At 47.4% G+C, this 24294-nt stretch carries 12 protein-coding genes; 7 read left to right on the forward strand and 5 right to left on the reverse strand.

All coding sequences use genetic code 11. The annotated features are described in order from the left end of the window. Positions 1 to 20: 20 nt before the first annotated feature. The 6 genes from H8B09_RS10280 to H8B09_RS10305 all read left to right on the forward strand — a co-directional run bounded on the left by H8B09_RS10280 (position 21) and on the right by H8B09_RS10305 (position 18325). The gene (locus tag H8B09_RS10280; protein ID WP_224753445.1) at positions 21 to 9596 is read left to right on the forward strand and encodes a non-ribosomal peptide synthetase; all 9576 of its coding nucleotides are present in this window, start codon (positions 21 to 23) and stop codon (positions 9594 to 9596) included. Next, entirely contained in the window at positions 9589 to 13416 is a 3828-nt protein-coding gene (locus tag H8B09_RS10285) for a type I polyketide synthase (protein WP_191203406.1), read from the forward strand. The genes H8B09_RS10280 and H8B09_RS10285 overlap by 8 nt, the downstream gene beginning before the upstream one ends. A 41-nt stretch (positions 13417 to 13457) precedes the next feature. Beyond that, positions 13458 to 14498: a cysteine peptidase family C39 domain-containing protein gene (locus H8B09_RS10290; RefSeq protein WP_191203407.1), complete on the forward strand. Its 1041-nt coding sequence runs from the start codon at positions 13458 to 13460 to the stop codon at positions 14496 to 14498. 36 nt (positions 14499 to 14534) lie between these two features. Then, positions 14535 to 15797: an ACP S-malonyltransferase gene (fabD, locus tag H8B09_RS10295; RefSeq protein WP_191203408.1), complete on the forward strand. Its 1263-nt coding sequence runs from the start codon at positions 14535 to 14537 to the stop codon at positions 15795 to 15797. Between the two features lie 70 nt (positions 15798 to 15867). Next, positions 15868 to 16629 (forward strand): thioesterase II family protein, encoded by a 762-nt coding sequence (locus tag H8B09_RS10300; RefSeq protein ID WP_191203409.1) that lies wholly within the window; start codon positions 15868 to 15870, stop codon positions 16627 to 16629. 1090 nt (positions 16630 to 17719) lie between these two features. Beyond that, positions 17720 to 18325: a P-loop nucleotide/nucleoside kinase family protein gene (locus H8B09_RS10305; RefSeq protein WP_191203410.1), complete on the forward strand. Its 606-nt coding sequence runs from the start codon at positions 17720 to 17722 to the stop codon at positions 18323 to 18325. A gap of 61 nt (positions 18326 to 18386) precedes the next feature. Here the strand turns inward: H8B09_RS10305 and H8B09_RS10310 are convergent, their stop codons facing one another. Continuing rightward, complete coding sequence (locus H8B09_RS10310) at positions 18387 to 19040, reverse strand: peroxiredoxin-like family protein (RefSeq protein WP_191203411.1); 654 nt, start codon at positions 19038 to 19040, stop codon at positions 18387 to 18389. Positions 19041 to 19169: 129 nt separating this feature from the next. On the opposite strand from H8B09_RS10310, the gene H8B09_RS10315 reads away from it, so the two are divergent. Continuing rightward, complete coding sequence (locus H8B09_RS10315) at positions 19170 to 19763, forward strand: TetR/AcrR family transcriptional regulator (RefSeq protein WP_318152574.1); 594 nt, start codon at positions 19170 to 19172, stop codon at positions 19761 to 19763. A gap of 73 nt (positions 19764 to 19836) precedes the next feature. Here H8B09_RS10315 and H8B09_RS10320 read toward each other — a convergent pair whose 3' ends face one another. Genes H8B09_RS10320 through H8B09_RS10335 form a run of 4 tightly spaced genes read right to left on the reverse strand, consistent with a single transcriptional unit; the run spans position 19837 to position 24291 of the window. Further along, on the reverse strand, positions 19837 to 21207 hold the full coding sequence (locus tag H8B09_RS10320) for a GerAB/ArcD/ProY family transporter (RefSeq protein ID WP_191203413.1): 1371 nt from the start codon (positions 21205 to 21207) through the stop codon (positions 19837 to 19839). A 1-nt stretch (position 21208) separates the two neighbouring features. Next, positions 21209 to 21469 carry a hypothetical protein gene (locus H8B09_RS10325; protein WP_191203414.1) on the reverse strand — a complete coding sequence of 87 codons (261 nt, stop codon included), beginning with the start codon at positions 21467 to 21469 and terminating at the stop codon, positions 21209 to 21211. 22 nt (positions 21470 to 21491) lie between these two features. Next, the gene (locus H8B09_RS10330) at positions 21492 to 22691 is read right to left on the reverse strand and encodes a Ger(x)C family spore germination protein (protein ID WP_224753447.1); all 1200 of its coding nucleotides are present in this window, start codon (positions 22689 to 22691) and stop codon (positions 21492 to 21494) included. A gap of 19 nt (positions 22692 to 22710) precedes the next feature. After that, positions 22711 to 24291, reverse strand: coding sequence for a spore germination protein (locus tag H8B09_RS10335; protein ID WP_224753448.1), 1581 nt, complete (start codon positions 24289 to 24291; stop codon positions 22711 to 22713). Positions 24292 to 24294: the final 3 nt, after the last annotated feature.

A 24294-nucleotide genomic window follows, 5' to 3' on the forward strand; every position in this document is an offset into this window, starting at 1 on the left:
TTTGTGTAGGAGAGATGCAGATGAATCGTCCGTCTATTCAGGGCATGTCAATCAATCAGGTTGATATGGAATCGGCCAAGAAGTATTGGCTTCAGCAATTGCAGGGAAATCCATTTCCTGCCACATTCCCATATGATAAAACGGTTTCCCGCTCCCAATCACGCGTGATAAATGAGAGGAGCTATGAGCTTCCGTCCAACCTGGCATCCAGACTGCTTCAGATGAGCAATCACACGGATTTCGGATTATATCTCCTATTGTTATCCGGACTTTCTATTGTGCTGCATGAATATACCGCCTGCAGTGATATGCTGATAGGCATGCCATTGGTGCTGCCCGAGCTACCGCCAACGTCCCCAGATTCAGTTCTGCTCCCATTAAAAGTAACGATTGAGGAGGAGTCGTTGACTTTCCGTCAGCTGTTGACTGAAACGAAGCGGAGCTTTTTGGAGGCCAATGAGTATGGGTTTTATCCCATACCAAGCATATTGGAGCTGACTGCCTTGCGTACTGCATCTTCTGCAGCTCCGTTATGTAATACCGCGTGTTTGTTCGAAGGGATTCATCCTGCATCCGCCATCGAGGAAACGGAGACGGATACCTGCTTTGTGTTTCGTAAACAGGAAGACACCCTTGAAATGAAGATTAGTTTTGACGAGAGACTATACAGGGAGCAAACGATTGATGCCATTGCCAGACATTTGTTTCTCTATTTACAGGGCGCCTCGCAGTATCCCGATGTTCCTCTAGTATGGATTGATATGGCGGATCCTGCGGAAAAACAAAAATTAATTAGTGAATTTAATGATACCCAAGCACAATATGCTAGCGATCGGACGCTGCATTCCATATTTGAGGAGCAGGTGAGGAGCCATCCTGATCGGGTGGCGGTTACCTTCGAGCATGAGTATTTCACTTACGATGAACTGAACAAGAAAGCCAACCAACTGGCACGGGAGCTGCGGGATAAAGGAGTTAAGCCCGACGAAAGAGTGGGCCTGTTGACGGATCGGTCCCTCGATATGGTTGTCGGCCTGCTGGCCATTCTCAAAGCAGGCGGCGCTTATGTGCCGCTGGACCCGGCTTATCCTTCGGAGCGAGTTCAATACATGCTTTCAGACAGCAGCGTCCGTTATGTAGTAACACAAGCCCATTATACCGATTCCTCCCTGCTTGAGGGCTTCGAGACGATCGATATGCGGCAGCTTCCGATGCATTCGGATGAGAATTTGACTGGGATGAATCAGTCGAGCGATCTGGCCTACATTATCTATACCTCGGGTACGACGGGCAGGCCGAAAGGGGTCATGATCGAGCACCGCCATGTGGTGAGGCTGCTGCTCAATGACAGACAGCTCTTTGATTTTAGCGAAGCGGACGTCTGGACGATGTTTCACTCGTACTGCTTTGACTTTTCCGTGTGGGAAATGTATGGCGCCTTATTATTTGGGGGCAAGCTGGTCATCGTGTCCAAGGAGGCTGCCAAGGATACGCAGCAATTTTTAGAACTATTGGTTCGGGAAAGGGTGACGGTTTTAAATCAGACGCCATCCGCATTCTCTAACCTGATCCATATGGACAGCGCACTAAACCATGCCGGACTATCTTTGCGATATGTGATATTTGGCGGTGAAATGTTAAAGCCTGCGATGCTGAAGCCATGGAAGGCTAAGTATCCGCAAACCAAGCTAATCAATATGTATGGAATTACGGAAACAACGGTTCATGTTACCTACAAAGAAATCGGGGAAGCCGAAATAAACTCGAATACGAGCAACATAGGCAAGCCCATTCCCACATTAAGCTGCTACATTCTGGATCAGCATTCCCGTGTCGTGCCGCAAGGGATGGCCGGGGAGCTGTTTGTCGGCGGCGAGGGCGTGGCCAGAGGGTATATCAACAACGAGCGGCTAACCCGCGAACGATTTATCCAAAGTCCGTTTGATTCCACACAGAGGCTGTACCGGTCCGGGGATCTAGTCAGATGGAATGAAAACCGGGAGCTGGAATATCTGGGCAGGATCGATCATCAGGTAAAAGTCAGGGGCTACCGCATAGAGCTGGGCGAAATTGAAAGTAAGCTGATGCAGGTTGAAGCTGTGCGCGAATGCATTGTCATTGCCCGGCAGGATGAGGATAATGACACCGCTTTGATAGGTTATTTTGTGGCCGAACGGAAATTGGACGAAGCAAAGATCAGGCAACAGCTGCTTCAACAGCTGCCGGATTTTATGGTTCCCGCCTATTTGGTACAGATGGAGAGCATGCCACTGACAAGCAACGGGAAAATAGACCGTAAAGCACTGCCGGAGCCCCTTTTATCAGCTAGAGCTCAGAACAGCTATACGGCCCCGAGTACCGAGATGGAAATGAAAATTGCCGACATGTGGGCGGCCGTGCTGCGGCAGGATCAGGTAGGGATTCATGATAACTTTTTCGCTATCGGCGGGGACTCCATTAAAGTAATCCGTTTAATCAGCAGAATCAATGAAGACTTTCATATTTCCATGCTGGCAGCTGATTTTTATAAGCGCCCTACAATCGCCGAATTGGCTGCATGGCTGTCAAGCGAGCATTCCAAGCGGCAGGATAGCAGGGAAGAAGGGCTGGAGCTTCTTCAAGCTGTTCAACAACGCATCGGTCTCGAAGCCTTAGAGCAGCCATTGCCGGAGGATACGGAGGATTATTATCCGCTGAGCGGCATCCAGCAAAGCATGGTGTTTTACTCGAAGCTGAAGCCGTCAGAGCCTATTTATCACGACCAGTTTTATTACCTTTTGCAATTCTTGGAATTTGATTGGACCGTCTTCTGCAAGGCCTTGGCCCAGCTCTCGGAAAGACATCCGATCTTAAGAACAACCCTGCTGCTGGACCGCTACAGTGAACCGATTCAGGTCGTGCACCGCAATGTACTTCCGGCTCTTGAGCTTAAAGATGTATCCGGCTTGAGTCAAGCTGTGCAGGAACAATCCATACAAGATTACATGCAGATGGATTTGCAAACTAAATTTTTAGTTTCCGGGGAGCTTCTATGGCGGCTTGGTGTATTTCGTTTGTCGGATTGCGACGTGTGCATCATCTTGTCCTTCCATCACGCCATTCTAGATGGGTGGAGCGTAGCTACCTTCAATAAAGAGCTGGTAGAAATTTACGAAAGCTTGCTAAGCGGCAGGAATGAGCATCTCACACCGCTCAAAGCCAGCTATAAGGATTATGTCGCGCAGCAGCTGTTTCATAAATACTCCGACGGCTCGCGCTTATTTTGGCAGCAGTATCTGGACGGATATACACGCAGCAAGCTGCCTTTCAACCTGACAGGCAAACAAATCCGGCGCGAGCCAAGTGTGGTCATTTACCGGAAACAGCTTGAGTCCGGCCTTCTGCGATCCCTCGAAAAGACAGTGAGCGAAACGGGGTACAGCATTAAGGAGCTATGCTTCTCCGCTTACTTGTATATGATGCATATTGTGACGACGGAAAAGGATCTGGTTACAGGAATCGTGACCCATAATCGTCCGTCTATCGAGGATGGGGACGCGATGCTGGGCTGCTTCTTAAATACGCTGCCGTTTCGTATTGCACTGGATTACGATGTGACGGGAGAGCAGCTTTTGGAGAAGGTCCGTTCGCACCTTCAGGCGATTTTTACGAATGAAATGCAGCTGGTCGATATTTCGCAACAAATCGGAGAAGGGAATCATTATTCCATTAATCCACTGTTTGACACCCTGTATAATTATACGGAATTTCATGTTTTGGAAGCCGTAGATTCACAAAGCACGATTCGCGGCTCTGATCGGAAGATCAAGCTCGAATCCAGTGAAATGACGAACACCTTATTCGACCTGGAGGTTTCCCGGACACGGCAGCATGTAAATATTCAGATCAAGTATTCCACGCATTATATCTATGAAGAAGAAATTGCCACCGCTTATGAGCTGTATGTCCGTATCCTTGAACACATTGTCTGTGATCCAACACGAATGCTGAAAGAGGTTCCACTGCTGAATGAAGCGGAGCATAAACGGATTGTGTACGATTTTAATGCAACTCAAGCGAAATATTCCCATACGCAAACCTTGCACCAACTGTTTGAAGACCAAGCGCGTAAGCAAAAGGATCAAACGGCTATCATCGTTGACGACGCAGAAATGTCGTATGGCGCGTTAAATGCCAAGGCGAATCAAGTTGCCCGAATGCTTGTCGCTCATGGGGTTAAATCCGGGGATCACGTCGCATTGATCGCCGATCGCGGGTTTCAAATGATTATCGGGATGCTGGGCATTCTCAAAGCCGGAGCGGCCTACATTCCGATTGACCCGGAATATCCGCTGAACCGCAAAGCGTATATCGCGCAACATGCGGAGATTACTGCTGTCTTGGCGGACGGCGATTATGGGTTGGATGTCGCGAATTGTCTGTCCCTGGATCCGGAGAAGTATGCCTGCTATCCGGAGGAGAATCTGAATATCGTCAAAGACGCAACGGATCTGGCTTATATTATCTATACCTCAGGCTCCACAGGAGTGCCTAAAGGGGTAATGATTGAACATCATTCGGCGGTCAATTTAATTCAGTGGGTGAATAAGCGCTTTGCTGTAGGCACGCAAGACACGCTACTGTTTATAACATCCATGTGCTTTGATTTGTCGGTGTACGATGTGTTCGGAATGCTGGCTTGCGGCGGTAAAATTGTGATTGCCCGCAAAGAGCAAGTCTTGAACCATACCGAATTGATTCGCTTGCTGCAGACGAAGAATATAACCTTTTGGGATTCCGTGCCGTTGACGATGAACCACTTGGTGAATATGCTCGGCGAAGAGTCGCCTGCTTATAAGCAGCTTGATCTACGATTGGTGTTTCTAAGCGGAGACTGGATTCCGGTTACGCTGCCGGACAAAATCAAGTTTTATTTCCCTCGTGCGGAAGTCATCAGTTTAGGCGGGGCTACGGAAGCCACCGTATGGTCGAATTATTATCCGATCACCGAAGTTCAGGCGATGCAGAGCAGTATTCCCTACGGAAAACCGCTTGATAATAATTATTTTTACATTCTTGATCAGCATTTGAATCCTGTTCCTTGCGGTGTTGCCGGGGAATTGTATATTGGCGGAGTTGGGGTCGCGAGCGGGTATATGAACGATGCGGATAAAACAGCGAAAGCCTTTGTTAAGAATGTGTTTCTGGAAGATCCACGTGAAAGAATGTATAAAACCGGTGATCTGGGGCGTTTGCTGCCGACGGGCCAAATGGAATTTCTCGGAAGAATCGATCACCAAGTCAAAATTCGCGGCTTCCGGGTGGAGCTTGGGGAAATTGAAAGCCAATTATTTAAGATGGAACAAATTCGTGAAGCGGTCGTTGTCGACAAAAAGGATGCCGACGGGTCCCTCTATCTATGTGGTTACGTGGTTTTCCATCAACCGATGTCCACGCTTGAAATAAGAGAAGCGTTATCCGACAAATTGCCCGGCTATATGGTTCCGAGCGTATTTATGGTTTTGGACAGACTCCCTCTAAACGCCAACGGCAAAATTGATCGCAAGGCGTTGCCGGAGCCGGACAAAGATTTTGCCATGGAAGACAGTTATGTGGCGCCAAGTCATCCGATTGAGGAGCAGTTGGTTCAGATTTGGCAATCCGTTTTGGAAAAAGAACGGATTGGCATTCACGATCACTTCTTTGAATTAGGCGGACATTCCCTGAAAGCCATGGTCCTTATTTCGCGGATCCATAAGGAATTTGGAATTGAGATACCGGTTCAGGAAGTTTTCCAGCAACCGACAATCGAAGCCCTCGCCCGTTATATTCAAGAAGCGGCAGGAAACCACTACGAAGCTATTCCTGTAGCGGAGTTCCGGGAAGCGTATCCGTTATCCGCCGCTCAGCGGCGCATGTTCATCTTAAATCAAATGGGAGAGAACGGGCTGCACTACAATTCGCCGGCAGCCTTTGTCGTGGAAGGAAACCTCGATGCCGACCGGTTGGAAGAAAGCCTCCAATACCTGGTGAACCGCCACGAAATTTTGCGTACCTCGTTCCACTTGAAAGATGGCCGGCCTGTGCAGCATATCCAGGAATCGGTTGCCTGTAAGGTAGAGCATTACGCATTCGATGAGCAGCAAGAGCTTTCAGCAGATGATGCACTGGAATCTGTCATCCGCCAATTTATCCGGCCGTTTGATTTGCATAACGCGCCCCTGCTTCGTGTTGGCTTGGCGACAGGGACGCAGGGCAGGCAGGTCTTGTTGTTTGATATGCATCATATTATCTCTGACGGGACAACCATGGGCATTCTGACCCGGGAATTTATCGACTGTTATGAAGGAGAGGCCTTGCCTGAACTGCGCATCCAGTACAAGGATTACGCGGTTTGGCAGCAGGAATTCTTCCAATCGGAAGCGCTGAAACAGCAGGAAACCTATTGGCTGCAAGCGTTGGGCGACATTCCGGTGCTGAACATGCCGACCGATTATCCGCGTCCGGCGATGCAGAGCTTTGAAGGAGATCGCATCCACTTCATGGCGGACTCTCAGCTAACGGAGGGACTGCAGCGGATTGCCGCGCAAACCGGCAGTACCCTGTATATGGTGTTATTGGCGGCTTATCATGTGCTGCTGATGAAATATACCGGGCAACAGGAGATCGTAGTCGGTTCCCCGATTGCGGGACGAGCGCATGCGGATTTGGAAAATATGTTGGGCGTGTTTATTAACACGCTGGCGCTTCGGCATGTTTCCGATCCTGAACAAACGTTCACCGAGTTTGTAGGACAAGTGAAAGAGAATGCGCTGCAGGCATATGCCAATCAGGAATACCCGTTTGAGTGGTTGGTAGATAAATTAGCTTTGCGTAAAGATACCAGCCGCAACCCGTTGTTCGACACGATGTTTGTTTTGCAAAATACAAATCAGGTTCAGAAGGGAATTAAAGGCTTAACCTTTACGCCGTATGAGTACGACCATAAGGCAGCCAAACTGGATCTGTCCTTGGAAGCGATGGAGGAAGCGGACGGCATTCGCTTCAACCTGGAATATGCCACCAAGCTGTTTAAGCAAGAAAGTATGGCACGGTTTGCCGGACACTGGATACAGGTGCTTCAAAGCATCGTGGCCGACCCGACGGTTCGGTTGGGTGAAATCGAGATAATCACGGAGCAAGAGAAGGATCAGATTGTCTCCGACTTTAACCGGACTCAAACGGATTATCCACAGCATAAGACCATACACCGCATGTTCGAAGAACAAGTCGAGAAAACGCCTGATGGGATCGCCGTTGTTTTCGGGGACAGCCAGCTGACGTACCGGGAATTAAATCAACGAGCCAATCAGCTCGCCCGCCGGTTACAAGGGAGAGGCGTTACGACAGATACGGTAGTCGGTGTGATGACGGAACGCTCGCTGGAGATGATCGTCAGCCTGCTCGCCGTGCTGAAAGCAGGCGGGGCGTATGTACCAATTGACCCGAGTTATCCGCAAGAACGCATATCCTACATGCTCGAGGACTGCGGGGCGGCTGTGGTAATTACCTATCCGGCCGCGGCTTTCAAGGTAAGTTCATCATACCGCGGCCAACTGTGGGCCTATCGAGAGGACGACCTGCAGGGCTATTCGGCGGACAACCTGGAGCCTTCCGTGCAGGATCATCACCTGGCGTATGTTATCTACACATCCGGCACGACCGGACAGCCGAAGGGCGTCATGGTGGAGCATGGGGGCATCGCCAACACGATCAATTGGCATAAGGATGAGTACGCACTGGATGAAAGCGACCGGGTTCTGCAGCTGTTCTCGTTTGCTTTTGACGGGTTCGTGGCCAGCTTCTTTATGTCGATTGTCTCGGGATCGCAGGTGATCCTGCTGAAGGAAGCGGAATCCAGGGACCCATATGCTATCCGGCAGGCGATTGTAGAGCAAGGCGTGACCTACTTCTTCACTGTGCCGTCGCTATACGGAGCGCTGTTGGAAAACCTTTCAGCAGAGGATATGCAAAGCCTGCGGAAGGTCACGTTAGGTGGGGAGGCCATCCCGGAATCGCTGATCCGCCGCAGCAAGCGGCTGAAAGCTGATCTGGAGCTAATCAACGAATACGGACCGACGGAAAACAGCGTGGTGGCGACGTTCATCCGGAATCTGGAAGAAGGCGGGAAGGTCACGATTGGCCGACCGATCGCCAATGTGCAGGCGTACATTGTAAACGGGAAACTGGGCCTGCAGCCGATTGGGGTACCGGGCGAGCTATGCGTAAGCGGCACGGGGCTGGCGAGAGGATACCTGAATCGACCGGAACTGACGGCAGAGAAGTTTGTGGACAATCCGTTTGCTACGGGAAGCAGGATGTACCGGACCGGTGACCTGGCGAGATGGCTTTCAGACGGAACTATCGAGTATATGGGCCGGATCGACCACCAAGTGAAGATTCGGGGGTACCGGATTGAACTGGGAGAGATCGAATATGCGTTAAGGCAAAACCCTCAAATCGAAGAAGCCGTCGTTCTGGCGAAAGAAGAGCGGGGACTATCTTATTTATGCGCCTATATTGCAGGCAGCGAGTCGATTACGGTCACCCAACTGAGACAGGAATTGCAGGCCAAACTTCCTAAGTATATGATTCCGTCTCATTTTGTCCTGCTTGACAGGATGCCGGTTACTTCTAACGGTAAAATCGACAGATTTGAATTGCTGCAGCATGAAAGTGTAATGGATATGGGCGTTAGTTATACGGCTCCGGAGAGCGAATTGGAAAACTTATTAACGGATATTTGGTCTGAAGTATTGCAGGTATCCAAGGAAAACATCGGCGTCCATTACAACTTTTTCGATTTGGGAGGCAATTCGTTGCTATTGATTCAGGCACATGCCCGCTTGCAAAAACACTATGCTATTCCGATCACGGATTTATTCACGTATTCTACCATTCGAAGTTTAGCTGAATTTATATCTGGGCAACACGCTCAAACCGGGCTGCAAGTTCAATTGGAAACGGTAAACTTCCCCCGCAGCTATTTTAGCGGATCCAAACCGGCTTCTGCTCAGACTGTGCTTAATTACGAATGCAAAGGGGACTTGCTGGCGCTCTTAACGGAAACGGCTCAGAAAGCAGCGTTACAAGAGGACGTGATCCTGTTGGCCGCTTATGTATATTTGCTGGCCGATGTTTCCAGGCAGTCCCATATTCATCTTCAATATGTGCATGCTGAGGCCAACCGACTGCAGCAATTGTCGGTTCCAATGGCGGGAGTGGACAACATGGATTCACTGATTCAAACGATCCTTGCCGGGCTTGATGAAATGAAAGCGGCCGATCAATTGTACCCGGTTTCTCACATGTTGAGTTTGAAAAAATCGGAGCTGGATGCAGCCCCTATGTTCGGTGTCGGAGAGTATGCGGCTATTTCGACAGATGTCATCAATGCCAGCGATATGATGATCGTGATTTCCCCTGGCCGGGATTCCTATTCCTTTACTCTCCAATTTAATGCGAAGCGGTTTGCTTACGATAAAATGAAAGAATTATTTGAACGATATGTTAAATTAGTTCGGCTTATTCTGAAGGATATGGAGAAATCGCTCAAAGGGGGGAGAGCCGATGTTTAAATCGTTTTTGGAAGATGAGTCCGTCGAAAGTAATGAAGAAAACATAACGATTGCGGAAGTCTCGTATGATGAAATTGCCATTATCGGTATGTCGGGAAAGTTTCCAATGGCAGACGATCTAACGCAGTTCTGGGAAAATACGCTAAACGGAATGGATGGAATTGGACATTTTCCGCAGCAAAGAAAAAAAGATATCGATCAGTACTTGAACTATATCAACCAAAACTCGGATCGAGCACGTTATCATGAGATGGGTTTTTTAGAGGAAGTAGATAAATTTGATTATCATTATTTCCGGCTTTCCCCCAAGGAAGCCGGAGTCATCGATCCTCACCAACGCCTGTTTCTGGAGATCGCCTGTTCCGCCTTGGAAGACGCGGGGTATGGAGGAGAGCAGCTAAACGGAAGCAGAACGGGTGTCTATGTGGGGCACACGGCACCTGTTTCCGATCCTCATACCTATCTGAGAATGGTAAGCGAACTGGATCAGGCATCATTAACCGTGGCGCTTCCCGGCAATATGCCGTCTCTTATTGCAACGCGGCTATCGTATCTATTAAATCTCAGAGGCCCCAGCATGGTCATCGATACGACTTGTTCCTCTTCTTTGGTCGCTTTGCATATGGCTTGCGAGGCGCTTCGAAATGGCAAATGCGATCAAGCTGTTGTCGGCAGTGTGAAGCTGAATCTGGTTCCGTTGAAGGTGAACGAGGGGCCTGCCTTAGGGGTTGAATCTTCTACAAGCCGGGCAAAAACATTTGATAATAGCTCCGATGGTACTGGAAGCGGGGAAGGCGTGGGAGCGGTAATGATTAAACCGCTCCACAAAGCGGTGGCGGATGGAGATCATATTTATGCGGTAATTAAAGGAAGTGACATCAACCAAGATGGCCGTTCCATTGGGATTACCGCTCCCAACGCAGCAGCCCAGGAAGACGTCATTGTACGGGCCTGGCAGGATGCCAAGGTTGATCCGGAATCGATTACGTATATAGAAGCGCATGGAACAGGCACCAAATTGGGCGATCCGATTGAAATCGACGGATTGACGAGAGCATTCAGCAAATTTACGCAGCGCAAACAGTTTTGTGCGCTTGGTGCATTGAAATCGAATATCGGTCATCTCGATCATGCGGCAGGCTTGGCCGGTTTATTCAAAGCAGTCATGGCCCTAAAGCATCAAACGCTGCCTCCAAATCTGCATTACAGTAGGCCAAACAGGAAAATACCGTTCGAGAATTCTCCTGTATACGTACTGGATCGGCCAGTCCCCTGGCAGCCCGACTTATTACCGCGAAGATGCGGCGTCAGTGCCTTTGGGTTAAGCGGCACAAACTGTCATGTTGTTTTGGAGGAAGCGCCCGTTGATCAATATAACCGTCTTCCGTCAAATGAACTGCAAATCTTTACGCTGTCAGCAAAAAGCGAGGCATCGTTACAAGAGTTGGTACAGCAATATAAAAAATTCGTTTGCTTGCATCCGATCCTTAATATGGATGATGTTTGCTATACAGCCAATATAGGCAGAGGGCATCACCAGTATCGCTTATCATTTGCCGTAACCGATGGCAACCACTTTCGCGAAATCATCGAAAGCCTGCATTTTCCGGATTATGCTTCAGATAAGGGAGACGTGTTTTATCAAGCCAGAGGTGCGCAAACCAAGGATAATCAGGCACTCTCTGAGGAAGTTCAATCGGTGGTTCAGCAATGGCAGGACAGCAGAGCAGACCGTTCGCCGTTCGTTGCGAGACTATGCCAGCTTTATTCCATGGGAGCAGATATTCCGTGGAAGGAGTTATATAAGAATAGCGGCAGGAAAAGAATGAGCCTGCCCACGTATCCGTTTGAAAGAAACCGTTGCTGGGTGCAGCCGGTTTATATTGCTCCGCAAATTAAATCGCCGTCTTATTATCTATACGGCATGCAATGGCGTAAATTTACACCGGACTTCAACAAGAAAAGTCCCACCCTCGGTTGTATGCTCGTCTTTACCGACGCTGCCGGCAGGGGCAAAGAGCTTGTAACCAAATTGAAAATGAAGGGCAAAGAAGTCGTTGAAGTGGAACTAGGCGGCGAATTTAGAAAACAAGGACAATTTAAATACACTTTGGATGGCAGCATCGAAGGCTATCAGCGGTTGTTTGACGAGCTGAAGCAGAAAAAAATCGCGCAGATCATTCATTTACCGTCTTTGCATCGAGACGGAGAAGCAGCCGGTATTTCAGATCTGAACCAGCGCTTGCATCGGGGCGTCAACAGCTTATATTACCTAGCACATGCATGGATCAACAGTCGAGGCCGTGTGCCGGTTGATTTGACGGTATTTACTCAATTCGCATACGAAGTAACCGGAACGGAACAGCAGCTGTTTCCGGAAAACGCCAGCCTATTAGGTTTTATTCAGGTGATTGGCAGGGAAAACAATTGGATTACATGCAGAGGCATAGATGTGGATGAAACCGCCACTGCATCCGATTTGCTAAAGTTTATCGAGAATGATTGGAAAAAAATGATCACTTCATGGCGCGACGCTCAATCCTATGAGCAAATCATGGAGAAGCTTCCTTCGCTGGATCCGTCCAAACAGCCGTTAACCTACAAATCCGAAGGTGTGTACATCATTACGGGGGGGCTAGGATACATCGGCTTGGAGGTCGCCAAACATGTAGCGGCCAAACAGCGCGTGAATCTAGCGTTGCTTCAACGAACACCGTTTCCTCTACGGGAGCAATGGGATGAAATCATAAATGAAAACACCAATGCGCAGACAGTATCAAGAATTAATAGCATCCGTGAAATAGAAAAGAATGGTTCTCTGGTGCAATGCTTCAGCGTTGATGTGACGGATGAAGCATCACTAGGAGAAAGGCTGTCTGCCTTACGAGCGGAATTTGGTCAAATCAATGGTATTATTCACGGTGCAGGGCATGGAGTCGGCAAAGAAAGCAGCAAGATATCCGATCCGATCGAAGAGTCCGAGTTTGTTCAAACAATAGATTCCAAGATGCACGGTGCCTGGCTGCTGCACCATTTGACCAAAGTGGACAATCTCGATTTTGTCCTCTTATTCTCCTCCGCGATGACCTTGGTAGGTGGCAGCGGAGCTGGGGCGTATACGGCAGGCAATGCCTATTTGGATACATTCTCCGCTTATGCAAGCAGGAATGGACAACGGACGCTGACTGTAAATTGGCCGACATGGGAGAATAGCTTTCAACAGACAGCGACAGAGCATCATTTTTCGGAAACCGATAGGAAAGATTATGAGAAATATCAACTCTTCCGCATCTTGTCAGCCCCTGATGCCATGGAAGCTTTTGCAAACCTGAATGCTGTGGAAGCATCACGAGTTATTGTCGGCCAATTAAATTATGAGAACGATTTTCTCGGGTATGAGGATCACTTTTGCTTCACGTTATCGGAGTCATTGCAACAAGAACGGCAAAACTACCACAATACTGATTCCGGCAGCTCTGCCGCTTCTCCCCAAACCCAAGGCAATGCGGGTGTTCCTATCACACAAGTCTACCAAGAATATATGATGACGCAGCACCTTATCAAGATTACGGGCAAGCCTGAAGGAGATTCCTATACCGAAATGGAGAACCAATTGGCACAGCTTTTGGGAAATGTCCTTGGTTTTCCGGAGATTAACGTGGATGATGATTTTTTTGAATTAGGCGGACATTCCATCATGGCAATCAGAATCGAGATGGAAATCGAAAAAACAACAGGGGTATCCGTAAAAGGGATTTTATTCAAATATCCGACCATTCGTCTGTTGGTTTCTCATTTGGAAAGCCTGCTGGGAACATAGTCATTGCTTCGTCTATCTATTATGTAAAAGGGAGAATTCAGATGAGAAAAACAGAGTTGCCCGTGCAAATTCCACCGATTACAGGGTACCTGCACCACGGACTTATATTAAGCATAGCCATGGCTTATGAAGAACTTATGCCTTGGTTTCACAGCAATTATATTCAATTGCGGTGTTTTCGCTATCCGGACGATTCGAGAGGTACCGATTTTTTAAACTTTTTTACGATGAGATCTGCTTTTCATCATTTCCCCTGTTTGCCCTATTTGGAATTTCAAGAATTTAAAACCAGTTTGCTGAAGCAACACAACATCAATCTGCACCAATATGTAATGGACTCGATTGACGAAGGTCAATATATCATCATGTATGTGGATTTATTCTATATACCCGACACCATCTATTATCAAAAAAAGCATCACACATCGGAAACGTTGATTTATGGCTACGATGAAGAAAAGCAAGTCTATTTGAATATGGATTTTAACGCGGAACATATTTTCACGTATAAACAGATTCCGTATGCTGATCTTGAAAACAGTTATGAAAAGACGGAATTCGAGTTTTTTTGGCAGAAATATACGTTCGCGATCGAATTTACCGGATTTCCTCCCTATGAGTTAAACCTGGATTTTATCATTGAATCCTTGGAAGATTACCTCAACTCTTACAACTCGTCGCTGCGATTTACGATGGTCCGCATGCCGTGGACCTCGGAAGAATGCGCGTATGGTATGGAAATTTATGAGCTTATGGAACAATACCTACAGTTCGTTAAACTGCAACAAGCACCGCCCGATATCCGGTTCTTTCATATCCTATGGGAACACAAGAAATGCATGATGCTGCGCGCCAGCTACTTGGAGGAAGTAGGGGTTCTGGATAAAGCGCTGTCTTTTACTGAAAAGTTCAGTGATATTAATGACAAGGCTTTACATATGCGAAATTTACTATTAAGGTACCAGATGACATCCGAAGCGGATCTAATAGATTCTGCCCTGGAATTGTCCGTGCAATTGAAAGAGTCGGAGAAAGAAGCCATGGAACTTCTGCTCGCCGAATTAAAAGCGAAGCATGTGTAACGATTATCTTGTTTGAAAGGGGGATATAAAACGGATATGAAAAAAACAGCGATTTTATTTCCCGGTCAAGGGTCGCAGTATGTCGGCATGGGAAAACAGATATATGACAATTTCGAGATTGCCAGACACACATTCGAAGAAGCGAACGAGGTACTGCAATTTGATTTACAGTCGCTTTGTTTTGGCGGCGATCTGGCAGAGTTGACGAAAACGGAAATCACACAACCGGCTATTTTAACATGCAGTGTTACCGCTTTTCGCGTGTATATGCAAGAAATCGGTTTAGCGCCTTCCTGTTTGGCGGGACATAGCTTGGGGGAAATTTCCGCACTCACTTGCGCAGGTGGGATTGCATTTGAGGATGCGGTGCAATTGGTTCATTACCGCGGCAAATGTATGCAGGATTCCGTAAAGGAAAGCATCGGCTGCATGTCCGCTGTAAGTGGAGTCAGCGCTGAAGTCATCGAAGACTATTGTCAACAGGTATCCGAGCCAGGCTCAGTAGTCAAGATATCAAATTTTAATGCAGCGGACCAGGTAGTCATATCAGGTCATATCGACGCAGTAGCTAAAGTCGAAAACATGCTGAAAGGCTTGGGCGCCATTGCGATTCGTTTAAAAGTGAGCGGCGCCTTCCACAACCCTCTGATGAAGGAAGCTTCCTTATTGTTTAACCAAGCGCTCGGCAAATATGATTATTCTCCCTTGCGTTATCCCGTGATCAGCAATGTAACCGCGAGGCCATATGAAACTGAACGGTTGATTCCGCATTATTTAACGATGCAGATCACGGAACCGGTACGATGGCAAGCGTCCATGCATTATTTGCAGCAATTAGGGGTAGAGGTCGCTATCGAAATGACCCCGAAAGCAGTGCTCACGAGATTGATGGCAACAAACGCTCCATCTATTGCTACCTATGCTTTCGATAATGAAAACGTGGAAAACGTAAAGGGCATCGTCACGCGTAAACAACCTAAAACGAACGCCATCAGCCAGTGTTTAGCTATCGCTGTAAGTACCAGGAATCAAAATTGGGATCAGGCAGAATATCGGGCAGGCGTGATTGAACCTTACCAAAAAGTACAGTCGATTCAGGATGAGCTGGACCAGACGGTCCAAGCCCCGTCAACCGAGCAAATGGCAGAGGCTTTGGATATGCTGATGTCTGTATTTAGAACAAAAAGAGTTTCTGAAGCAGAACAACATATGCGGATTCAACAACTGCTGGATCAGACGGATGCGGCGCATCCCTTTTTCGCTTTATTGACGAACCAATTAGGTGCGATTCCGCTTTAACCAGGTTTTCCAAATTTCGAAACAGACGTATGTGAATCCTACGAAAATAAGCGTAGCAGGAAGTGAAACAATGATGAATTCCCATTGGGATACCAGGAAGCGAGTCAAATTATTCTGTTTGCCTTATGCAGGCGGATCGGCAACGGCCTATAGCACCTGGAAAAAAATGTTCCATTCTACGATTCAAGTCATACCGGTCGAACTGGCCGGTAGAGGGTCAAGATGGGATGTTCCATTCTATCCCCATATCGTGAATGAAGGCATAGATGATTTGTTTGAAATGATGAAACATGATTTGGACGGAGGTCCCTTTGCCCTATTCGGTCATAGCATGGGTACAGTGTTGGCCTACGAGCTGGGTCACCGCATCAAAATGGAAACCAAACAAAGCCCTATCCATATGTTTTTTTCCGGAAGGGGAGCCCCGCATCATAAGAAACAGGAGCCTGATATTCATCTTTTGCCTGATGCGGAATTTCAAAGCGCAGTTTTAAAATTAGGCGGCACTTCTCCAGAAGTATTTGAACACAAATCACTAGCAGATATGTTTATGCCTATTCTTAAAAATGATTATCGTTTGATTGAAACCTATGTGTATCAAGCAAAAGACTCCAAATTGTCGTGCAATATTACGATTTTATTAGGTAAAGAAGACAGCTATGACTACAAGGATGGAGAAGAGTGGGGCGAATACACGGACGGGAAGTTTTCTATCCACATGTTCAAGGGAGATCATTTCTTCATCAATTCCAATAAGCAGCAGGTTATCCAGTTGATTCAGCATACCTTACTACCGGCTTCACTTTACCTTGACCAAAGGAGTTTTCAATGAAGACCGATGCCAAGCCGAAACGATAACCACGATGCAGTTAAATACGCTATCGATAATCTACCAACAGAGATCGGGGCACCATTACCAATATTGATTGATTGCCAACAGTACTGTCGGATTTTAAATTTCCGTTTCCCGCTAGAAGAAAACCTGCAGAGATGAGACGACAGATCGTAAATCTAATGCTCGAAAAAGCAGAGAAGTCGGCGGTGTCGGGTTGGGAAAAGCGAAAGCGAGTGCCGTCAAAAACCATCATTCGATTGAATGATGGTTTTTTGTTTGATCCAATGAAGGAACGAAATAAACATTAGCATTTAGACATATGTATAAAATACGGGTTTTGTGTAAAAGTATATACGGATAAACCAGGCAGTCATTGGATTATCCGGTTTTGTTAATTCCCACGTTGATTTTCATTCTGATTCGATTATCATGTTTTAACTCAATCATTTACTCAATCATTTGTGTTATTGTGTTTACTTAGCTTAAGTTTCTTCGTTCAGTTAGCTTTCGCTACGTGAACATTCGCGTATCATGATTTGATTAGTCGTTTTTACACGCTGCAGTCGGTTTACACGCACACACAACTTGTATCCGAATTCGCTATTTACACAATCAATTCTTTACATAACTCGGCCAACTCACTAATCAATTCACGCAACACACTAATTGTTTAAACCATACACTTGGACGTTATCAGTTCTGGACTATTTATGCGTATTTTATACTTTGAAATATGAAAACGCTTGCAATCATTCTTTCTGTTTACTTATTCAACTTAATAACTCCCTCCACGCTGGTTCTTGTTTTCTAGGATACATAATTTAAAATATGTAATCGCAACTAGTTATACGTTGTATTTGAACAAAAGCAACTGATGAGAATCCCGAACACAAATGCCATATACACCAAGATGCCTGCGCCATCGTTCTTCCATATTATCCCTCCCTCATCTAACTTTACATGAGCATATATCAATGTGGCAAACACACATAATCATATTTATGTAAACTAATGGACATGCTATTCAGTTCTTTTGCAATCAATGCTATAATAATGCAATCTATCAACTGATGTGGAGGCTATTACTTTGCAAAAGCTTATTTTCTTCGTAGGCGTGGCCGGAACGGGTAAAACAACGGTTGCACGCAAACTATCGACTCGTATTCCTGCTGCTTTCCTCGATCGCGATACGGTTGGCGGACGTTTCGTTGAACACATGCTCGTTCAGAACGGTCTGGATCCGAATGATCGCGACTCTGATTTCTATAAGAAGAACCTGCGTGACCTCGAATACGATACGACCAAAGATATCTGCATCGAGAACCTTGCAGCCGGTCAGAACGTGTTCATGATCAGCCCATTTACAGCTGAACTGAAGAACAAACAATGGATCGAGGACGTTATTAGCGCTGCTGGTCTGTCCCGCTCCGACGTCGATGTGAAAGTTGTCGTCGTTACGCTGTCTGATATGGAAACGCAGAGAACGCGGATTATCGACCGTCAGACGGTGCGTGATCAGTGGAAACTCGATAACTGGGATTCGTTCGCAACGCGCGTGCAATTCGTTCCTGAGATTAACTGGGACATTCCGCAAGAGTCGATTATCGTATTCGATAACAGCGGTGTGCTGACGGACGAGAAAGTTGAAACGTTGTTCCAATTTGCTGAAGGCAAACAAACGGTTGCTCGCTAAGCAGCCGAATCAATCAATAAGAGCCGATGGTGGATGTATCCGCCATCGGCTTCTTCTTTGTCTACAGATGTTCAATACGTTGCAATTGCTCTATAACCTGCTGCGGTTCCGTACGCTGCATGAAATCAGGGTTAATCGATGCGTACCGAATAATGCCGTCTTGATCGATCACGTATGTTGCAGGAACGGGCAGAATCCAACGGTCCGTCGCATTAAACACCGTAAGATCCCGCTTCAAGATCGTTGTGAATGTATGCTGAAGAACATCCGGCAATTCGAACAACAACCGATAGCTTGCCGCTACCTGCCCGTCGGAATCACTTAGCACATGAAAAGACAATTGCTCTTTCTCTCTCTGAGTCAGCGTATGGTCCGGACTTTGCGGAGATATAGCAATGAGCTGAGTTCCAAGCTGTCGAATGTCAGACATACGTTGTTCGAATGCACGAAGCTGAATATTGCAATACGGACACCAGCTGCCGCGGTAAAAAATAAGCACAACAGGTCCCCTTACCAACTCCTCATACAGCGTAACAGTATCTCCTATTGGATTGCTAAGTGTAAAATCAGGCGCACGTTCACCTTCCTGCAAACCGAACAACTGCCCCGATTGCAGTTGCTCCTTAATGTGGCCCAGAATAGCGTTCTGAGCCTCTTCAGGCACCCTTGCTATAAAGCTAGCTTTCGCTTGCTCCAGCTCTTCTCTCATTGTCATGATACTCCACTCCCCATGGACTTTTCTTCCAACCCAAGTTCTGATACAATAAAAGATACCGATCGGTATTTTCTATTGTATCAAATATCCAGCAATTGGCAACCCCTAAATATCTATTCTTTCGGAGGCATGATGAGAAAAGGTGATCGAGCACGTGAGCATATCGTCATAAAATCAGCAGAATTGTTCAATCAACTCGGCTATGCAGGCGCATCGCTTAACGATATTATCGAAGCGACAGGCATTAAGAAAGGCGGTATATACCGCTATTTCAACAGTAAAGATGAGATCGCACTTGAAGCCTATGAACATGCTGTTGGCGTTGTTGGTTCCAAATTCGCAGAAGCGCAGAACGAGGCCAATACCGCATCTGGCCGTTTGCTTGCATTCTTCCATGTGTATGCCGATGTCGTCCATAATCCTCCGTTCATTGGTGGATGTCCGCTGCAGAATACGGCGGTTGAGAGCGACGACTCCCACCCGCTCCTTCGAGAGAGAGCGCAGCTAAGTCTATCTAATACACTTGCCACAATGAAAGCTATCATTCTAGAAGGAATCGAGCAAGGTGAGTTCAAGCGAGATCTAGATGCAGATGCGATGGCTACATTTGCCTTATCCCTATTGGAGGGCGGCATTATGTTAAGCAAGCTTGAAGGCAGCAATCGGCATATGGAGATGAACACGGCAAGTTTCTCCGCTTATTTGCAGCAGCACAAGCTGTAATTTGTAAATTCGCTTAACAGGGTTATGTACTAATACAAATAGACGCAGCATCTGTTTCAGACACTGCGTCCCTTTATTGTAAAGGCTGCGTTGTTGGCGGTGGCATATGATCATTGTTTGAGCCGTTTATGTTCAATTGCTCTTGATCTGCGGCTTTGTCCTGACCCGCATCTGGCGTACTTGCTTGTCCCTGATTATCAGTCTGTTGATCCTGCTCACCAGCTTGTCCCTGATCATCCGTCAGCAGATCTTGTATCTGCCGATCCTGTGTCTGATCACCATTCTGATCTTGATCATTTGTCTGCTGAGCTTGTTCAGCCGGTTGCTGCTCCTGCGATTTTCCCGCTGTTTTCGGCTGTCCACCAGGTTTACTCCCGAAGCGAAGCCGATCGATAACAATAAGAAGCATCGGCAGCACAATAACGAAACAAATGCAGAACAACGACCAGATCGCCGGCGTGAAATTGAGAAACTCCACGATATTCTGATACACAATGATCGAGAGCCACATTACCAGCATACCGAGCGGCAGGATCAGAACCCGGTAGCGGCGTATACCCAGTGTTTCTGCCAACGCTACGGATGCGCCATAGTAACTAATCGCCGCTTTGAAGAACAGTGCAATCAACCAGATAATCGCCATGAACGCATCTACGCGCAGAAACTGCGCGACTGATATTTTCTTCGCTAACGAATAGCTCGCGAATATGTTCCGTTCCGTCAATTCTGTACCAAGTACCATTAGGCAGAACGTAGTTGTAAGGGTAAGCGCAATTCCGCCAACCATGATACCTTTCAACATCGCCAATCTCGTCTTCTCCGGTTTGCTGACATTCGGATACAGCATGAGGAAGACAGCCACTTCCTGCAGCGTGAACAGATAGAATGCACTAAGCATGATCGGCTTCGGTCCCCGCTCCAGTATGGGAAGCAGATTGGTTGGCTTACTTTCTGGCAGCAGAAACAGTACCAATAGCGCGAGCAGGATAAGCACCGGGAAGAATAACATCTCCGATGCTCTTGCAATCGTCTCTATCCCATAACCAACCGCAGCAACGATAACGGCAAGCAGAATGATGGATACGGCTTCGATTGGCGTCTCCGGCAAAATCTGAGTCGCAATGAAATTGCCCGCTACCCGAACAAGGAATGCCGTCAGCAGAAACAAATAAGCGAACAGCAACAGCGAGATCAGTTTACCGATCCATTTGCCAACGATAACTTCGATAATCCCCGTAAACGTCAGTTTCGGGTAACGCCTCGCTAGTGCATCGTACAGGAAGACAGAAACAGCCACGATCAGAATACCTAGCATACATGCGATCCAGCCGTCCTGCTTCGCAACAAACGCTAGGTTGGAAGGTGCAATGAGGATTGATGTGCCAAGCATGAAATGAATGACAAGAATCGTAAGCTGTCGTACACCAATTCGTTCCTCAATCACGTTACTTCCCCACCATTCCCCACTGCGCAATCGCCTCGGCAGCCGGACCGAACATCATCCGCAATACATTTAACGGAGAAACCATCAGCCAGTCTTTGAATAAAGCAATATTGAGCCCAACGCCAAGTACCAGCAGTGTGTAAAATGCGATTTTCTCTCCTGTCGAACCTTTGTTCGCATTTGGTTTGTTGAACAACATTCCCCGTTGAATGCCGATCACGATGCCGGCTATGATAATAATCCAAACGATCGATAACGGCATACCCGACATCCCTCCTGCAAGTTTACTGTGTATCCTCTGGTTCTATAACGTTCGTGACGGTACCGAGCAGACGTATCTTCACATCGATATTCAACTTCACTTGAGCTTCTGCGAAATGCATGTCCCAGTCGTTCGAAACCTTCTTCCAATACTTCGGATAATGGCGATGCACTTGTTCACCGAAACCGAAAATATCGGATTTCATCTCATGCTGTACACGTTCCAGAGTCTTTTCAATAATCCTTCTTAGCGTTGCTTCGGCACGCTTCTCTAGTTCCCGTATCGTCTCGTCCTTGGTCATCGGCATCGAACAGGCTACCTCTTCCACGTTCGCTTCGATTTTCAGATCAATGGACAGATCAACTTTATCGCCACGAAGCTTACTCCCCAGCTTAGATGATGATTCTTGCACCTCTAGCGCGACCTTATCACCATCATCGCATCCCACATTGCCAGTACCTCTATAAGCCTTGCCCATCGCAATATTAAAGCCACGGCTTTCCTCCTCCGTCATCCATCCAATGAGACGGTCTTTGCGGAATACGGACAATCCCGTAAATTTGAGACGATTTTTCGGAGAGGTCGTTTGAATATTCGATCGGTTGCTTCCCGCTTCCGCATTTCCGATCATGACAACCCCTGTCACGACGGGCTGTCGTCCCTTGGCGATGAGACCTTGAATCAGCTCGTCAAAATGAATCGCAATCGTCGGCGCCCAATGCTTCTCCGAATTCTGAAGTGCCCGCATCATCTGAATGGCAGGAATTGATTCGATCGGCGTCAGCAGCTTCAATGTTGAATTAGCCATATCGTTCTTAGCGATCACGACTGGAAAATCCGTTCGGAATTGACGATCACGAGACACATAGTCAAGCACTTCTCTTACCCCATGCCGCGCAAGCTTCTCTCCGATGATGAGTATTCGCAGATGAGAGTTGTAGATCGTGCGTGGACTCGATGCCGTCATTCGCTGCATCGCCTCTGCGATTGTTTTCCCTTTGGACGAATAGATTACAACAGGTGAACGGCCTAAGCTGCCTTTCGTAGCCGATGCTTCTCCGGCATCAACCACCTGAATGGAGACAATATAACTGTTGTCATCAGCCAGATCCAACCCAAGTCCCATCGTTATCGCCATATCGTTAAGCTCCAATCGGCCCCAACAGCCGGCAAGCGGGATAAGCAGCGAGATAACGAAGACCATTTTTAACAATAGGAACAAATGTTTGAGTATCCTGTTTTTACTTATGCTCCTCATTCGGATTCACCTGCGGCTCTGGGTGTGGTCTCGGCGTTCGATTGCGGGTATTAGGTTCAACAGAAAGCTGATGCGGCCTTTTATTGGCTGCCCAATGCGGCAGACGAATGAGCGTATCACCCACATCCTCACCATTGAATGGAGCAAGCGGACTCATATAAGGGACGCCGAACGATCGTAAGCTGCACAGATGGAGCGTTAGCAGAATAATACCGGCCATCATGCCATACAAACCAAATGTCCCGCTAAGGATCATTAACGGATAACGAAGCAGACGCAGCGACATCGACATGCTGGTCTCGGGAATGACAAGACTAGAGATTGCCGTGAATGCCACCACGATTAACATGGCAGGCGACACGATTCCCGCTTCTACAGCGGACTGCCCAATGATTAGCGTGCCGACGAAGGAAACGGTAGGCCCGAACATTTTCGGCATGCGAACGCCCGCTTCCCGCAGGATATCGAACGTAATCTCCATCAGCATCGCCTCGACAAACGCAGGGAACGGGACCCCTTCACGCTGTGAAATTAGTCGTACGATCAGCTGGGTAGGCAGCATTTCCTGATGAAAGGTGGTCAGCGCAATATAGAAAGACGGGCCGAGCAATGTAAAGAATACGCCGATAAAACGGAGCAGACGGATGAAACTCGCCACATCAGCACGCTGGTAATAGTCCTCTGACGAATGGAAGAACGATACGAATAAAGCTGGAACTATGAGGACGTACGGCGTTCCATCGACCATAATAGCAATCTTGCCTTCAAGCAGCTCTGCTGCAATAACATCCGGTCGCTCCGAATGATAAACCGTTGGGAAGGTTGATCTCGCATTATCCTGAATCATCACTTCCACATAGCCGCTCTCAAGCACGGCATCAATATCAATACGTTTCAATCGGCTGCGAACTTCGTCCACAATGCTGTGACGAGCAATACCTTTTATATATAGAATCGAGATATTCGTCATCGTGACTCGCCCGACTTTATGTCCTTCAATACGAAGATCCGGATGCTTGATTCGTCTGCGAACGAGCGCTGTATTCGTTCGAATATTCTCTGTGAAGCTATCCCTAGGTCCACGAACGACAGTCTCTGCCTCGGACGGCGTAATCGCACGATCAGGATAATGCTTCACATCGATCGCGAACGCACGATCAAATCCATCCACGAGCAGAATCGCAAGTCCAGACAACAAGGCATCTAATGTCTCGTCTAGACGAGAGTGTTCTTCAATGCTCCCCGCCTTCAGAATAGACTGCCTGAGCAGCTCATGGAATGGTAATTCTTTGAGCGTATTTGGCACTTGGTTCATGAAATCATAAGTAGGATCAAGCGTTAATGAATCAACAACGAATTGCTGCAACTGTTGTGGATCCGTCAGGCCATCGGTCGAAACGATAACAGCCCGTCCGCCATTCACCAGCATGAGGTCGCGATAAACAATATCACAGCTTCCCCCGGTAGCCAATCGAATGGTGTGTACATTCGCATCCAGCTGAGGAACGAGGAGATCATTGAGTGAGAACGATTGCTGCTGAGCTTGCTGCATGATCGATGTCATAAT

The sequence above is a fragment of the Paenibacillus terricola genome (assembly GCF_014779765.1).
In the GTDB taxonomy this organism is placed as follows: domain Bacteria; phylum Bacillota; class Bacilli; order Paenibacillales; family Paenibacillaceae; genus Paenibacillus_T; species Paenibacillus_T terricola.

What these genes read in the sequence shown, in the direction of transcription:
- H8B09_RS10335 (WP_224753448.1), bottom strand. Translation starts at nt 24,291, where the DNA reads ATGACATCGATCATGCAGCAAGCTCAGCAGCAATCGTTCTCACTCAAT.
- H8B09_RS10285 (WP_191203406.1), top strand. Translation starts at nt 9,589, where the DNA reads ATGTTTAAATCGTTTTTGGAAGATGAGTCCGTCGAAAGTAATGAAGAA.
- fabD (WP_191203408.1), top strand. Translation starts at nt 14,535, where the DNA reads ATGAAAAAAACAGCGATTTTATTTCCCGGTCAAGGGTCGCAGTATGTC.
- H8B09_RS10280 (WP_224753445.1), top strand. Translation starts at nt 21, where the DNA reads ATGAATCGTCCGTCTATTCAGGGCATGTCAATCAATCAGGTTGATATG.
- H8B09_RS10290 (WP_191203407.1), top strand. Translation starts at nt 13,458, where the DNA reads ATGAGAAAAACAGAGTTGCCCGTGCAAATTCCACCGATTACAGGGTAC.
- H8B09_RS10300 (WP_191203409.1), top strand. Translation starts at nt 15,868, where the DNA reads ATGATGAATTCCCATTGGGATACCAGGAAGCGAGTCAAATTATTCTGT.
- H8B09_RS10315 (WP_318152574.1), top strand. Translation starts at nt 19,170, where the DNA reads ATGATGAGAAAAGGTGATCGAGCACGTGAGCATATCGTCATAAAATCA.
- H8B09_RS10310 (WP_191203411.1), bottom strand. Translation starts at nt 19,040, where the DNA reads ATGACAATGAGAGAAGAGCTGGAGCAAGCGAAAGCTAGCTTTATAGCA.
- H8B09_RS10325 (WP_191203414.1), bottom strand. Translation starts at nt 21,469, where the DNA reads ATGCCGTTATCGATCGTTTGGATTATTATCATAGCCGGCATCGTGATC.